The 14,976-nt window shown below is 53.2% G+C and carries 14 protein-coding genes and 1 tRNA gene; 9 read left to right on the top strand and 6 right to left on the bottom strand.

What is annotated here, in order from left to right; translation table 11 throughout:
* Positions 1-85 precede the first annotated feature (85 nt).
* Both PJU73_RS05015 and dapF read right to left on the bottom strand, forming a co-directional pair.
* Positions 86-682, bottom strand: coding sequence for a hypothetical protein (locus tag PJU73_RS05015; RefSeq protein ID WP_443094051.1), 597 nt, complete (start codon positions 680-682; stop codon positions 86-88).
* Entirely contained in the window at positions 679-1,527 is an 849-nt protein-coding gene (gene dapF / locus PJU73_RS05020; RefSeq protein ID WP_237090604.1) for a diaminopimelate epimerase, read from the bottom strand. The genes PJU73_RS05015 and dapF overlap by 4 nt, the downstream gene beginning before the upstream one ends.
* A 181-nt stretch (positions 1,528-1,708) precedes the next feature.
* Between dapF and PJU73_RS05025 the strand changes: the two genes are divergently transcribed.
* The 5 genes from PJU73_RS05025 to pssA all read left to right on the top strand — a co-directional run bounded on the left by PJU73_RS05025 (position 1,709) and on the right by pssA (position 6,603).
* Entirely contained in the window at positions 1,709-2,194 is a 486-nt protein-coding gene (locus tag PJU73_RS05025; protein WP_237090605.1) for a NemA protein, read from the top strand.
* Between the two features lie 117 nt (positions 2,195-2,311).
* Positions 2,312-2,387: transfer RNA gene (locus PJU73_RS05030), tRNA-Asn, on the top strand.
* Positions 2,388-2,765: 378 nt separating this feature from the next.
* Positions 2,766-4,538: an assimilatory sulfite reductase (NADPH) flavoprotein subunit gene (locus PJU73_RS05035; RefSeq protein WP_237090606.1), complete on the top strand. Its 1,773-nt coding sequence runs from the start codon at positions 2,766-2,768 to the stop codon at positions 4,536-4,538.
* Positions 4,539-5,020: 482 nt separating this feature from the next.
* Positions 5,021-5,524: a hypothetical protein gene (locus PJU73_RS05040; protein WP_237090607.1), complete on the top strand. Its 504-nt coding sequence runs from the start codon at positions 5,021-5,023 to the stop codon at positions 5,522-5,524.
* 329 nt (positions 5,525-5,853) lie between these two features.
* Positions 5,854-6,603 carry a CDP-diacylglycerol--serine O-phosphatidyltransferase gene (pssA, locus tag PJU73_RS05045; protein ID WP_237090608.1) on the top strand — a complete coding sequence of 250 codons (750 nt, stop codon included), beginning with the start codon at positions 5,854-5,856 and terminating at the stop codon, positions 6,601-6,603.
* A gap of 334 nt (positions 6,604-6,937) precedes the next feature.
* Here the strand turns inward: pssA and bamJ are convergent, their stop codons facing one another.
* The 3 genes from bamJ to PJU73_RS05060 form a co-directional block, all read right to left on the bottom strand.
* Complete coding sequence (gene bamJ, locus PJU73_RS05050; protein WP_237090609.1) at positions 6,938-7,744, bottom strand: BamJ family beta-barrel-assembly machinery protein; 807 nt, start codon at positions 7,742-7,744, stop codon at positions 6,938-6,940.
* A gap of 203 nt (positions 7,745-7,947) precedes the next feature.
* Positions 7,948-8,388 (bottom strand): DNA polymerase III subunit chi, encoded by a 441-nt coding sequence (locus PJU73_RS05055; protein WP_237090610.1) that lies wholly within the window; start codon positions 8,386-8,388, stop codon positions 7,948-7,950.
* Positions 8,389-8,719: 331 nt separating this feature from the next.
* Positions 8,720-10,126: a leucyl aminopeptidase gene (locus PJU73_RS05060; protein ID WP_237090660.1), complete on the bottom strand. Its 1,407-nt coding sequence runs from the start codon at positions 10,124-10,126 to the stop codon at positions 8,720-8,722.
* A 173-nt stretch (positions 10,127-10,299) separates the two neighbouring features.
* On the opposite strand from PJU73_RS05060, the gene lptF reads away from it, so the two are divergent.
* From lptF to PJU73_RS05080, 4 genes are all read left to right on the top strand, one after another.
* Positions 10,300-11,415, top strand: coding sequence for an LPS export ABC transporter permease LptF (lptF, locus tag PJU73_RS05065; RefSeq protein ID WP_237090611.1), 1,116 nt, complete (start codon positions 10,300-10,302; stop codon positions 11,413-11,415).
* On the top strand, positions 11,415-12,485 hold the full coding sequence (lptG, locus tag PJU73_RS05070) for an LPS export ABC transporter permease LptG (RefSeq protein ID WP_237090612.1): 1,071 nt from the start codon (positions 11,415-11,417) through the stop codon (positions 12,483-12,485). The genes lptF and lptG overlap by 1 nt, the downstream gene beginning before the upstream one ends.
* Before the next feature lie 121 nt (positions 12,486-12,606).
* The gene (gene purN, locus PJU73_RS05075; protein WP_237090661.1) at positions 12,607-13,236 is read left to right on the top strand and encodes a phosphoribosylglycinamide formyltransferase; all 630 of its coding nucleotides are present in this window, start codon (positions 12,607-12,609) and stop codon (positions 13,234-13,236) included.
* Between the two features lie 94 nt (positions 13,237-13,330).
* Positions 13,331-13,993, top strand: a complete 663-nt coding sequence (locus PJU73_RS05080; RefSeq protein ID WP_237090613.1) for a DUF3108 domain-containing protein — start codon at positions 13,331-13,333, stop codon at positions 13,991-13,993.
* Positions 13,994-14,088: 95 nt separating this feature from the next.
* Here PJU73_RS05080 and PJU73_RS05085 read toward each other — a convergent pair whose 3' ends face one another.
* Positions 14,089-14,946, bottom strand: coding sequence for an SIS domain-containing protein (locus PJU73_RS05085; RefSeq protein ID WP_237090614.1), 858 nt, complete (start codon positions 14,944-14,946; stop codon positions 14,089-14,091).
* Positions 14,947-14,976 lie beyond the last annotated feature (30 nt).

The raw sequence follows: 14,976 nt of genomic DNA on the forward strand, positions 1-14,976 counted from the left end.
AAATCCAAGTATGGCCTGTATCATAAAATAAGGCCGTCTGAAAAACCAATATTAAATGTTTCTTAGGTTATAACTTTTGGTTTGGTTAGCCTCTTGCCGCCGCCAACGCCAAAATCTGCCAACACTGAATCAGCCACACCATCAAATATCCGGCAAAAAGCTGTTTGCCGCTGAACTGCGACAGCGGTTGGCGCATAATCGTTTGGCGGTGGACATAAAATACCGCCGCCAACACGCTCTGTATTGCCAGCCAATACAGCGGCTGCAAGGCATAAAATTCCAGCCATGCAGGAAAGAAAAACGGCCATACCGGGCTGTGCCACGCCAGCCAGCCGGTCAATGCCGCCGACAGCGTCATCAACAGATTCGATACGGCAAACAGCCCCAGATATTCGCCCGATTTGGTGGCGCTGTCATAAGCAAAACGGCCTTTGGCAACCCGTTTCCAGTTCACAAAGAAAAACACGCTGCCAAGTGTCAGATATAAGTGCGGCACAAACAGCGGCCCTGCGTGTCCCACGCCCCACATGCCCGGCAACAAATGGCTGCCCAAAATGCCGGCCGCCAGCCACAACGCTACGCTGCACCAAAACCATTGCAGATAACCCGCCCGAAAAATCCACAGCAGCGCCGCTGCGAAATACACCACCGCCGCAATAAAATCCACACTCCACATCATCAATACCGCAACTCGCCTTCAAACACCGTTTCCGCCGGGCCGGTCATCAACACATCGGCCTGCGGCTGCCACGCAATCGACAACACGCCGCCCGGAAGCGACACTTCCACCGCCTCGCCCGCATCAAGCAGACCCAAACGCACACCTGCCACCACCGCCGCACAAGCGCCCGTGCCGCAGGCCTGCGTTTCGCCCACGCCCCGCTCATACACCCGCAAACGGATTGCCCGCCGGTTTACCACCTGCATAAAGCCGACATTGACTTTGGCGGGAAACTGACTATGCGGCTCGATTTCTGCACCCAATCTTTCCACATCTGCTGCAGCCGTATCCTCCACCACCAGCACCGTATGCGGATTGCCCATATTGACACACGCCGCCTGCACATCGCCCCGCTGCGTGCGTACCGTATAAGTCAGCGCCTCATCGTTTTCATCTGCCAGCGGCACAAACGGAATTTCAGACGGCCTGAACTTCGGTTTGCCCATATTGACCGTAACCAAACCGTTGTCTTTCAGTTCCGGCACAATCACGCCGCCGGCGGTTTCCACCCGAATCGCTTTTTTCTGCGTCAGCCCCTTATCCGCCACAAAACGGACGAAACAGCGTGCGCCGTTGCCGCATTGCTCAACTTCACTGCCGTCGGCATTAAAAATCCGATAACGGAAATCCACATCGGGCGACGACGGTTTTTCCACCACCAGCAACTGATCGAAGCCCACACCCCGAAAACGATCCGCCCACGCCGCCAGCGGTGCCTGTTGCGGGTCGAAATCCTGATTCACGGCATCAACCACCATAAAGTCGTTGCCCAAACCGTGCATTTTGGTAAATTTTAAGGTTTTCATGATTCAATATTCCTCATTATTCTTATTGCCGCCCAATCTCTGATATAGTGAATGAACTATAGTGGATTCACAACACATACCGGCTACCACAAATTTACCAACTATAACACAGTTCCACAAGCAAACCCGATATACTGTGCGGCAAATTCCGTTTCAAAAATCTTTTCACTAAGGACACACCATGAAAAAAACCGCCCTCCTCCCTCTGCTGGCCGCCCTTACCGCCTGCACCGCCGGTACACCGGGCATGTCGGTCGGCATCGGCTTAGGCACCAATATCGGCAGCCATCTGGGTTTGGGAACATCGCTCAATATCCCCGTCAGCCTCAGCCCGGGCAAAACCGCACTGGGCAGTAACAGCCAAACCGCCCCCGCCGCCAACGAAATCATCGCCTATTTCGATGTTCACGGCACGCCGTCCAACGCAGCGGTAAAAGGCGGCTTTTACCGCCAGTTAATCAGCAAACGGGGCGACGAATACATCGTGCAGGACTTTTACGGCGATCAGGGCCGGAAACGCACCGATCCTTACACCATCAGCCGCAATCAGTTGATGAATTTCAACGCCACGCCCGACAACGGTTCGCTGACCCGCTACGCCTACAACGGCGCAGTCATGCAGCAGCAGGTGTTCCAAAACGGCCGCCTGATCAGCGCCCAATATTAAAACCGGCAGCATTCGGAAAAAATCTTCTTTTTTAATTCATAGAGTTGTCGAAAAACCAGAAAATTTTCCAGCACAATCATTGACAGATTTTTTTCAGCCGCTATAATGCACACCTATTCCCTGATAGCTCAGTCGGTAGAGCGACGGACTGTTAATCCGCAGGTCGCTGGTTCGAGCCCAGCTCGGGGAGCCAAATCAAAAAACACGGTTAAGCAGCAATGTTTGACCGTGTTTTTCCATTTATCTTTCCCGCCTATCCCCACCTCCTGCGCAATATAACAAAAACGCATTAAATTAAAACAATCCATTCTTTCCTTTTTTCAGACGGCCTGTTTAAAGTAGCCGCCAAGATGATAAACTTTGCCCACTATAGTGGATTCACTTTCAAAGTGGTACAAGGCGGCGAGCCGAAGACAATACAAGTAGTACGGGACAGGTTTTGTCCGGATTGTTGTTTCATCCGGTTACAAAAACCGTTCTCTTTGAGCCGGGCGAGCCAACGCTGTAATACTTTTAAAGTGAATTCACGATATATTTGTTGCGGCACGACCAATCAATATTAAGGAAAGACATGAACCCAGCCAATCCGCTGCCTGCCGAACTCTCGGCGCAACTCTCCGCCCTTTCTCCCACCCAACTGGCATGGCTCTCCGGCTATTGCTGGGCGCAAAGTCAGGGCGCAGACGCTACCGCCGCCGTTGCAGCAGCCGCCGCACCCGCTCCGGCACGCCAAATCACCGTATTATCCGCCTCGCAAACCGGCAATGCCCGCCGTGTCGCCGAAACGCTGCACGCCAAACTTGCCGCAGCCGGCTTGAATGCCCGTTTGAGCGGCGTGGGCGATTTCAAGAGCAAATCCTTGCCGAATGAAGATATTGTCCTGCTGGTTACTTCCACCCAAGGCGAAGGCGAACCGCCGGAAGAAGCCGTGCCGCTGTATCAGTTTTTATTCGGCAAAAAAGCACCGGATTTAGGCAAACTGAGCTTTGCGGTTTTGGGTTTGGGCGATTCTTCCTATCCGAACTTTTGTCAGGCAGGCAAAGACTTCGACCGCCGCATGGCAGAATTGGGCGCAACCCGCCTGCTGGAAAACGGCGTGTGCGATTTGGATTTCCAAGCCGCCGCCGATACTTGGGTTGAACAGGCAGTTACCGCCGTCAGCACCCTTGCCGCACAAAACACCGCAGTCGCTGCTCCAACAGCCGCCGCAACCGAAAACAGCGGTACTGTTTACACCCGCAGCCAACCTTTTGCCGCCAGCCTGTCGCTGCGCCAGAAAATCACCTCACGGGACGCAGATAAAGATGTCGAACACATCGAAATCGACCTCAGCGGTTCGGGTATCCGCTATCAGGCAGGCGATGCCTTGGGCGTATGGCCGCTCAATGATGAAGATTTGGTTGCCGAAATCCTGCAGCTCAACCACTTAAACGGCACGGAAACCGTCCGCCTCGGCGACGGCAGCGAAACCGATATTCAGACGGCCTTGCGCCAATATTTGGACATTACCCAAAACACCCCCAATCTTGTCCAAAAATACGCCGAACTTGCCGCCGCAACCGAATTGCAGGAAATCGGCGCAGACAGCAACCGTTTGGTAGATTATCTCGCCGAAAACCCGCCAATCGCCACCCTTGCCGCTTACCCCAAAGCCTTAGACGCACAAAGTCTGGCGGACCTTTTCCGCGCCCAAACCCCGCGCCTGTATTCCATTGCCTCTTCGCAAGACGAAGTCGGCGAAGAAGTTCATTTAACCGTCGGCGTTGTACGTTTTGAACAAGACGGCAAAACCCGAACCGGCGCAGCCTCCGGCTTCCTCGGCGAACGCTTGAGCGAAGGCGACACACTCAACGTCTTTATCGAACCCAATCCCCACTTCCGCCTACCCACCGACGGCAACACCCCGATTATCATGATCGGAGCCGGCACCGGCGTTGCCCCCTTCCGCTCGTTTATGCAGCAGCGGGATGCCAACGGCGACAGCGGCAAAAACTGGCTGATTTTCGGCAACCGCCGCTTTACCGACGACTTCCTCTACCAAACCGAATGGCAACAGTTCCACAAAACCGGCCTGCTCACCCGAGCCGATTTAGCATGGAGCCGCCAAGGTAACGAAAAAGTCTATGTTCAGCACAAAATCCGTGAAAACGCCGCCGAATTATGGGCATGGCTGCAACAAGGCGCACACATCTACGTTTGCGGCGATGCCGCCAAAATGGCGAAAGACGTAGAAGAAGCCCTGCTCGATGTTATCGCCCGACAAGGCAAACTCGATCCGGAAGATGCCGCCGACTACCTCAACGACCTGCGTGAAGACAAACGCTACCAACGGGACGTTTACTGATTTTCACAATCCAAACAAAGCCGTCTGAAAACCCGCTTTTTCGGTTTTCAGACGGCTTGCCCGTAAACATCGCCCCGCCTCTTAATCTGGAAAAGAGCATTTTTCAACGCTATAATATAGTGAAATAATCCAAAAGACCATTTTCACCCACCACAAAGGCAAAATAAATTGGAAGGTTTACAACAACTTATAGAAATGTTGGCCGCTTTTGCCAAATGGATATTGAAATTACTCGAATTTTTGTTTTAGAATAAGCAAATATTAACACCGCAACAACCCCATTTCCCATGAATACCGCTATCCGTACAAACGCTTACTACTATTGGTACCACACAACCGTGCGGTACTTCTTTGCGTTTGTCTGAACAGCAAGCAACACGATACGCAAACAGCGCCGCCGACAACCAAACGGGCGGCCTTTTTTGTATCCATCAACCCGCTGCCCGAAACCACAGAAAACGAAATTGAGGAGCAGCACCGTGATGACCCAAACCATTCAACCCGCCGTAAAAACCCAAACCTTACACAAAATCCACCTACTGACCGATGGCAACGCCCACGCCTTCGGCCACAGCCAAACCCCAAGCCGTGTTTCCCACGCCTTAATCAGCGAAGCCATGCTGCCGCAAATCCGCACCGTTGCCACCCTGATTGCCGCCTCCCGCCACGACTTCAACCAAGCCAGCCCCAACATCTTCACCGAAGAAGCCGACTTCTTCGCCGCCCGTATCCTCGTCTTAGGCGTGCGCCGCTTTCACCTCGACATCACCCTCACCCCCATGCTCAAAACCGCCAACCGCCGCGCCCAAGCCTTCGCCAAAGCCCACAACCTACCCTTCCAAGCCGCCGAAATCCACATGAGCCTGCACAACCGCCGCCCCGCCGATTTGCTGATCATTGAAACCGAACAACCCGCCCAAACCTGCGGCAACATCATCACCGACAGCCTCAACCTCGCCCGCAGCCTGCCGCAACTGCCCCTGTAATCCCCGTCAAGCCGTTTTCAGACAGCATTGATTGTAGATTAGATTTATCTATCGTGAGACAAACCGAAAATAGTATTGAGTAACACAATAAAAATCAGGACAAGATAATGAAACCGAAAACCATATAGACAACATAATAATAAGGTGAACCAATATCATCGGTTTCTTATCTTCGTTGCCATATCACCAGCAAATGTATTTTCAGTAGCAGCACAACTATAACACTTGCCACACCGGTTAAAGCCGTCTGAAAATGCCCCGCCATAGTACTTCATCAGAAATTCCACTATAATACAGCTTCTTTCCCCAAGATCTTCCCCAAAAACGATATGGAAAACACCCAAAATCCCACCCCGCCGCGCAATTCTCTGCGGCAAAACAGCATTTACCTGCTGCCCAATTCCTTTACTATTGCCGCCCTGTTTTCCGCATTCTACGCCATCACCCAATCCATGCACGGCCGTTACGAAACCGCCGCCATCGCCGTGTTTATTTCCATGCTGCTCGACGGTATGGACGGCAGGGTTGCCCGTATGACCAACAGCCAAAGTGCCTTTGGCGAACAGCTCGACAGTCTTGCCGACATGGTCAGCTTCGGTGTTGCGCCCGCCCTGATTGCCTACAAATGGCAGCTTTGGCAATTCGGCAAAATCGGCTATTCCGTTGCCTTTATCTACTGCGCCTGCGCCGCCCTGCGGCTGGCACTGTTCAACACTTTAATCGGCAAAGTGGACAAACGCTGGTTTATCGGCGTTCCCAGCCCTACCGCCGCCGCCCTGATTGTCGGCTTGATTTGGGTTAATCACAGCGTCGAGCGTTTTACCGGCGTACATTGGTGGGCATTGGGCATTACCCTGTTTGCCGGCATTTCCATGATTGTCCAAATCCCGTTTTGGAGTTTTAAAGAAATCAATATCCACCGCAAAGTTCCCTTTATGGGCATGGTGTTGACGGTATTGATTCTGCTGCTGATTACTTGGAAACCTTCGCTGGTATTGTTCCTGTTTTTCCTCGGCTACAGCCTTTCCGGCTACGTTATGGCGCTCTACCGCCTCTGCCGCCGCAAAAAGGCCGTCTGAAAACGGGGAAGGCCGAATATCAAACCATGCCGTCTGAAAAACTGTTTTTCAGACGGCATCAACACAAATCCCGACCAATGCGTACTTAACTTTCAACCATATACACTGCAAAAACTTCCCTACCGATCACGAACATTCCAGCCTCATCACCCTTGCTTAATAGTGAATTCAATTTTAAAGGCGAACTAAAGACAGCCCTAGGCGAGGCAACGCTGTAATGATCTAAATTTGATTCACGATATTAAACTTCCCGATTGATTCTGTCCGCTATTTCTACAAAACAAAGCCGTCTGAAAATTGCTTTTCAGACGGCTTTGTGTGGTTCAATCTCAGTTTATTTCACTTTTTGCACTTCGACTTTTACCGGATCGGCGGCCATTTCTTCAGGCGTGCCGACTTTCAGCAGTTTTACGTCAAACACCAAGGTGGCGTTCGGGCCGATTTTTTCGCCGGCACCTTGTTCACCGTAGGCGAGTTTGGCGGGAATATACAGAGTGGCTTCGCTGCCTTCTTTCAAGAGTTGCAGGGCTTCGGTCCAGCCGGGGATAACTTGGCCGACGGCGAAAGTGGCCGGGCCGTGTTCTTTGCTGCTGTCGAATACGGTGCCGTCAATCAGGCGGCCTTCGTATTCTACGGCTACGGCATCTTTGGCACCCGGTTTTTTGCCTGTGCCTTCGGTTTTAATTTGGTATTGCAGGCCTGAAGCGGTGGTTTTTACGCCTTCTTTAGCAGCATTTTCTTTCAGGAAGGCTTCGCCTTTTTCAAGGTTGGCTTTGGCGGTTTCTGCGTGGCGTTCTTGGGCTTTTTGCTGTTGCTCGGCGAGGAATTTCATCATCACTTCCTGCGCCTGCATTTCGTTCATTTTCGGTTCTTTGCCGTCATACACGGTTTGCAGGGCTTCGTTGAAGACTTTGAGATCAACTTCCGTGCCTTGTTCTTTCATCTGTTTGAGTGAGCGGCCGATGTCCACGCCCATGGCGTAGCTGGCTTGTTGTGCCGGCGTACCGATGGATTCGAGGCTGTCTGCGCCTGACGCTGCAGAAGCGGCGGCCGGTGCGGCGGCGCTGTCTTTTTTATCGCAAGCGGTGAGTGCGAGGGCGGCGGCCAATGCGAAGGCGGTATATTGGAATGCTTTTTTCATGTTTGCTCTTCTTTGGATAACAGGGAAAACGGCATTATAGCCCAGTTTGCCGCCAAATGAAGCGGGGGTTCTGAAAAAATAGCGGCAAAAATGTAAAGTTTGTCTATATGCTGATTCACTTTAAAAGAGAACAAGGCGGCGAGCCGAAGACAGTATAAATAATACGGCTAGGTGAGACAACGCCGTACTGTTTTAAAGTGAATTCAGGCTTTGCCGTTCATATTGTGGTGTTCGGTAACCACACCTTGACGGCGGTAGGCTTGGAAACGTTGGCGGGCATCGGCAAGCTCTTCCAAGCCGCTGCCGATGATTTCGAGCGTGCGTTCGGGTATGGTCGGGGCGCTGCTCCAGAAGTCTGCCGAAAGGTTTAAAACGGTGGTGTCGGCGGGTATGGCGGGCAAGGTGTTGCCGGAAGCGAGCAATACGGCGGTTTCAGACGGCATCGGGGTATCCGGCTGCCAGATTTCGTGTGCCAGAAAACTTTCGGCTTCATAGTGCCACAGGGCTTGGTCGAGCTGTTCAATTTGCTCGGCGGAATCCGACCAAACCAAAACCCGTCCGCCTGCCTGTGCGGCACGGGCGGTCAGGCGGCAAGTGAAGCTGTCGGCATCGGCGACATGGGTGTAAAACGTGGCTTTGGGCATCAGGGCAATTCCATAATAAATGCCCCGCCCTTTCCTGCCATCAGGCAAAAAACAGCGGGCGGGAAAAACGTTGAGGCCGTCTGAAAATAAGTGAAACGAGTTTCTGCGCAGCTAAAGTAGCATCATCAAAAAATATGACACCGCAGCGAGCCACCCTTCCCCTAACCCCTTCCCGCCAGCGGGACGGGGAACTGTGTATAGAGTAGCCAAAATTGTTGCCACCAATCATCTTCTAACGGTTATCAGAAAATTTAGTGTTCCAACTAATAAAACCACGACTTTCGCTAAAACAGGCAAAACGTATTTTCAGACGGCCTTGCTATGCTGCGGATTACAGGTTACGCAGATAGTTCAGCAGCAGCGGCACGGGGCGGCCGGTTGCGCCTTTTTCGCCGCCGGATTTCCATGCCGTACCGGCGATGTCGAGGTGCGCCCACGGATAATCTTCGGTGAAATGCGACAGGAATACGCCGGCGGTAATCGTGCCTGCGCCGGGCGTGCCGATATTCGGCAAGTCGGCGAAGTTGGATTTGAGCTGTTCTTTGTAGGTGTCGAACAGCGGAAGCTGCCATGCTTTGTCGTCCACGGTTTTGGACGCTGCCAGCAGGCGGTTAATCAATTCCTGATTGTTGCCCATTACGCCGCTGACATCGTGTCCTAAGGCAACAATGCAGGCACCGGTCAGGGTCGCCACGTCAATCACGGCTTGGGGTTTGAACTGCTCGGCATAGGTGAGTGCGTCGCACAAAATCAGGCGGCCTTCGGCATCGGTATTGAGGACTTCGATGGTCAGCCCTTTCATGCTGGTTACGACATCGCCCGGTTTGCTGGCGCTGCCGGAAGGCATGTTTTCGCAGGTGGCGACAACGGCAATCAGGTTTAGCGGCAATTTGAGTTTCACCGCTGCGCAGAATGTGCCGATCACGGTGGCGGCACCGCACATATCGAATTTCATTTCGTCCATATTCAGACCGGGTTTGAGCGAAATGCCGCCGGTGTCAAACGTGATGCCTTTACCGACCAACACCACCGGCGCTTCGTTTTTATCGGCCGCACCGAAGTAGGAAAGTTCGATTAAATACGGCTCTTGCACGCTGCCTTTGGCAACCGACCAAAACGAACCCATATTTTTCTGAATATAGTCTTTATCAAGGATTTTTACGCCTGCACCCAATTTTTCGGCTTCGGCTTTGGCCGTTTGCGCCAAAAATGCCGGCGTGCATTCGTTGGGCGCGGCATTGCCCAAATCCCGGCACAGGCTTTGGCCGAACACTTGCGCTTCAGCAACGCTCAGGGCGGCGGCAACTTCGGCGGCGTGGCTGCTGAAAAACGCTGCCTGCGTCAGTTTTGCCGGTTTGCGGTCTTTTTTGTAACGCTCGAAACAATAAGCGGCATTGCCGAAAGCTGCGGCGAAGGCTTCGGCAACGGCGGCGGCTTCGTCGGCATTGAATGCCGACAAATCCACTGCTGCTTCGCTTTGGTTTTTCGCCCATTTGGCGGCTTCGGCGGCGGCACGGTTGAGCGTTTCCCGTTCGGTGTTTTTCAGACGGCATACGGCAACCGGCTGCAACCGGCCGCCGATGAGGATTTTGGTTTCGGCAAAATTCTGCCCGTCTTCCAGCGAAGCAGCGATTAATTGCGCCGTTTCGTTTTCCGGCTGCTCGCTTTCCCGATAAATAAATAAGGCGGCCTGAACCTGCTCAAGCTGCAATTTTTCGGCTTTTGTGCTAAATTCCACGTTTACTCTCCTGATGAAATCGGTTGCTTCGGCATTTTCAGACGGCATGGCCGTCTGAAAACTGAAATATTTTGCTGAAATACTGGTCGGGATTGTACTCCATGACGGGATATGTCAAAACCCCCATCATGCCGCCGCAGCCCCGATATCCGCCCCACAAACATACCAACAATATGATATACAAACGAAATTTTATTAAAGAACTGTCTTTTACCGCCGTCGGCATTTTTGTGGTGCTGCTGGCGGTGTTGGTGTCCACGCAGGCGGTGAACCTGCTCGGCCGTGCCGCCGACGGACGGGTGGCGGTTGATGCCGTGCTGGCGCTGGTCGGTTTCTGGGTGGTCGGCATGACCCCGCTGCTGCTGGTGCTGACGGCGTTTATCAGTACGTTAACCGTTTTGACCCGCTATTGGCGGGACAGCGAAATGTCGGTCTGGCTTGCCTGCGGCTTGGCGTTGAAACAATGGATACGCCCCGTGATGCAGTTTGCCGTTCCCTTTGCCCTGCTCACCGCCGTGATGCAGTTGTGGATTATGCCGTGGGCGGAATTGCGCAGCCGGGAATACGCCGAAATTCTGAAGCAGAAACAGGAATTGTCGCTGGTGGAAGCGGGCGAATTCCAGCCTTTGGGCAAACGTAACGGGCGGGTTTATTTTGTGGAAACGTTTGACACCGATTCGGGCGTAATGCGCAATCTGTTTTTGCGGGAACAAGACGAAAACGGCAACGACAATATCGTGTTTGCCCGTTCCGGCAATTTTTCCTTGAACGACAACCGCCGCACTCTGGAACTGCGCAACGGCTACCGTTACAGCGGCACACCCGGCCAAGCCGACTATAATCAGGTTTCATTCGAACACCTCAGCCTGATGATCAACACCACGCCCAAGCTCATCGACCCCATCGCCCACCGCCGTACAATTCCGACTGCGCAGTTAATCGGTAGCAGCGACCCGCAGCACAGGGCCGAACTGATGTGGCGGATTTCGCTACCAATAAGCGTACTGCTGCTGAGTATGCTTGCCGTGCCGCTGTCGTATTTCAATCCCCGCACCGGCCACACCTACAATATTCTAATCGCCATCGGGCTGTTTCTGGTTTATCAAAACGGGCTGACCTTTCTGCGCAATGCGGTTGAAGACGGCAAGATTCCGTTTTGGCTCGGTCTGTTGCCGATGCACCTGTTGATGTTTGCCGCAGCACTGGTTCTGCTGCGCATACGCAGTATGCCCGCCCAGCCGTTTACGCAGGCAATGAAAGCGGCGCTGTTTCCGAAAGGTCGTCTGTGATGAAACTGATTAACCGGTACATTATCCGCCAAATGGCCGTAATGGCGGTGTATGCCCTGCTCGCTTTTCTGGCTTTATACAGTTTTTTTGAAGTCATCAACGAAATGGGCGATGTCGGCAAAGGCGGCTATACCGGCGGCAAAATGCTGCAATATCTGGCGCTCAACATACCGGCGCACGCCTACGAATTAATGCCGCTGGCGGTATTGATCGGCGGCCTGATTGCCCTCAGCCAGCTTGCCGCAGGAAGCGAACTGACCGTTATCAAAGCCAGCGGCATGAGTACCCGAAAACTTTTGGGCATTTTGTCGCAATTCGGCCTGATTTTTGCACTGGCCACCGTCGCCGTGGGCGAATGGGCCGCACCGAAAGCCAGCCGCTATGCCGAAAATATGAAAAGCAGCGCCATCAGCGGCAAAATCAGTACCGGCTCGTCGGGCTTGTGGCTGAAAGAGCAAAACCACATCATCAATGTGCGGGAAATGTTGCCCGACCACACGCTGACAGACATTAAAATCTGGAGCCACAACGAACATTACCAACTGACCGAAGCCCTTGCCGCCGAAACCGCCGCCCTCAATGCAGACGGAAGCTGGCAACTGAACAAAGTCAGCCGCAGCGCCATCGGTGCCGAACAGATTACAGCCGCCCGTGAAGATTCCGTGCGCTGGCCGGTTTCATTTGATGCCGCCCTGCTCGATGTTTTGCTGGTCAAGCCCGACCAAATGTCGGTGTCGGCGCTGTGGACGTATATCCGCCATTTGGAAAGCAACAAACAGCAGACGCAGGCCTACCAAATTGCGTTCTGGCGCAAAATCATGTATCCCGTTGCCGCATGGGTGATGGCGCTGGTGGCTTTTGCCTTCACGCCGCAAAACACCCGCCACGGCAATATGGGGCTGAAACTCTTCGGCGGCATCTGTCTCGGGCTGGCATTTCACTTTGCTGGACGGTTGTTCGGCTTTACCAGCCAGCTCTACGGCATTCCCCCGTTTTTGGCGGGCATTTTGCCGACCCTGATTTTCGCCCTGTGGGCGGTTTACCTGATCCGCAAACAGGAAAAACGCTGACAGCAAACCCAAGCCGTCTGAAAACGCGCAAAGCGAGTTTCTGCGAAGCTAAAATCGGCTTACCCGTTTTCAGACGGCATACCGACTTTTTTCCGAACACCTGTTAATGAAAAATACCACCATGAAAAACATCGTTATTCTGATTTCAGGACGGGGAAGCAATATGCAGGCCATCGTCAATGCCGCCATTCCCAACGTCCGCATTGCCGCCGTTTTGAGCAACAGCGAAACCGCCGCCGGTCTGGCATGGGCGGCTGAAAAAGGCATTGCCACCGACAGCATCAACCACAAAAACTACGATTCCCGCCTCGCCTTCGACACCGCCATGATGGAAAAAATCGACGCTTATCAGCCCGATTTAGTCGTTTTAGCGGGCTTTATGCGGATTCTGACCCCCGAATTCTGCCGGCATTACCAAGACCGCCTGATCAATATCCACCCTTCCCTGCTGCCCTCGTTTACCGGACTGCACACCCACGAACGTGCCTTGGCCGCCGGTTGCCGGATTGCCGGCTGCACCATTCACTTCGTTACCCCCGAATTGGACTGCGGCCCGATTATCGCTCAAGGCGTGGTGCCGATTTTGGACGGCGACACTGCCGACACCGTCGCCGCACGGGTTTTAAAAGTGGAACACACCCTGTTTCCCAAAGCCGTCGCCGACTTCGCCGCAGGCCGTCTGAAAATCGAAGGCAACCGTGTTATCAACCCAAACCATGAAATCAGTGCCGACAGCCGCTTTTGCGCCTGATGTTTCGGCGTGATCAAGAAAATAAATAGACAAAATCCGGTTTTATTGTTAAAACCGTGATTTCCATCAGTTTGCAACCTGATAAAGAGTATTTATGAAACCGATTCTACTGCCGCTTTTGCTGGCGGCTCTCCCGCTCGCTTCCTATGCCGCCGAGTTGCCCCAATCCGCAGAATTGCGTTATTCAGGGAGCTACGGCATTCCCGCTACCATGACTTTCACCCGCAGCGGCAACAATTACCGGATTGTGTCCGACATCAAAGTGCCGCTGTATAAAATCCGCTTTGAATCAGGCGGCGTGATTGCCGGAAACACCTTGAAACCGGCGTATTACAAAGATATTCGGGGCGGCAAAGTTTATGCCCAAGCCCGTTTTTCCGGCAACAGCATTACTTACGGCAAAACCGGCGACAGCCACACCGAAACCTTGTCCGGCAACAGCATGGATTTATTCACGCTGGCTTGGCAACTTGCCGCCAACGATGCCAAGCTCCCCGCCAACCTGAGCATTACCAACGGCAAAAAAATCTACCGTGCCGGCAACATCAGCCAAATCGGTAATGCGGCCTACCGCTTCAACGGCGGCACAACGAACGTGAACCGATACCGCATCCGCCAAGGCGACAATACCGTCAATTACGCATTTGCACCGGCATTTCACAATATTCCGACGCAGATTACCTACAGCGACGACGGTAAAAGCTACGATTTAAAATTGGTTTCTGCAAAAATCAACGGCCAAACTGTTCAACCGTAATTTTTTAAGATTAACCATAAACCATGCCGTCTGAAAACAGGGTTTGACGATTAAACCCATTTTCAGACGGCATGGTTTTGCGTTTTTCAGACGGCCTAGGCGGTCGGTTTGTCTTGCTGGTAAACGTGTTTGTTGTGGATGCTGCGTTTGCTTTTTTGCAGTTGCAGGCTGGCTTCGCTGCCCAAGCGCAGCGCCAGACCGATGGCGAGAATGTCGATGACCGCCAGTTGCAGCAGACGGGAAACCATCGGGGTGTAGAGTTCGGCGTTTTCCTGCGTGGCAACGCTCAATACGCAGTCGGCAAGCTGCGCCAGCGGGGAATTGTTGCGGGTTACGGCAATCACCGAAGCGCCGTTTTCTTTGGCGATGCTCACAGCATCAAGCAGTTCGATGGACGAGCCAGTGTTGGAAATGGCAACCAAAACGTCTTTTTCGGTCAATACCGAAGCTGCCATCAGTTGGGTGTGGGTATCGACATAGGCAACGGTGGAAATGCCGAAGCGGAAGAATTTATGCTGTGCGTCCTGCGCCACGATGCCGGAATTGCCGACACCGTAAAACTCGACACGGCGGGCGTGCATCAGCATGGCGATGGCGTTTTCCAGTTCGGCTTCTTTCAGGTAGCGCCGCTCGCCCAGCAGGGAAGCGGCGGCGTTGCCTAATACTTTTTCGACCACGTTGTCCATATCGTCGTCGGCATTGAGTTCTTCATGCACATAAGGCATACCTTCGTGGCCGATGCTGGCGGACAGGGCAAGTTTGAAATCGGGTAAGCCTTTATAGCCGAGGCTGCGGCAAAAACGGATGACGGTCGGCTGGCTGACGGCGGCACGTTCGGCGATTTCCGCCACGGCGGCATGGACAAACCATTTGGGCGAAGCCAGTGTGCATTCGGCGACTTTGCGTTCTGCGCCGGAAAGCTCGGGCAATGATTCGCTGATTTTGCTTAACATTAATGTATCTCCTGCTTTTTTATCGTCAAT

This window comes from Neisseria lisongii, assembly GCF_028463985.1.
In the GTDB taxonomy this organism is placed as follows: Bacteria; Pseudomonadota; Gammaproteobacteria; order Burkholderiales; family Neisseriaceae; genus Neisseria; species Neisseria lisongii.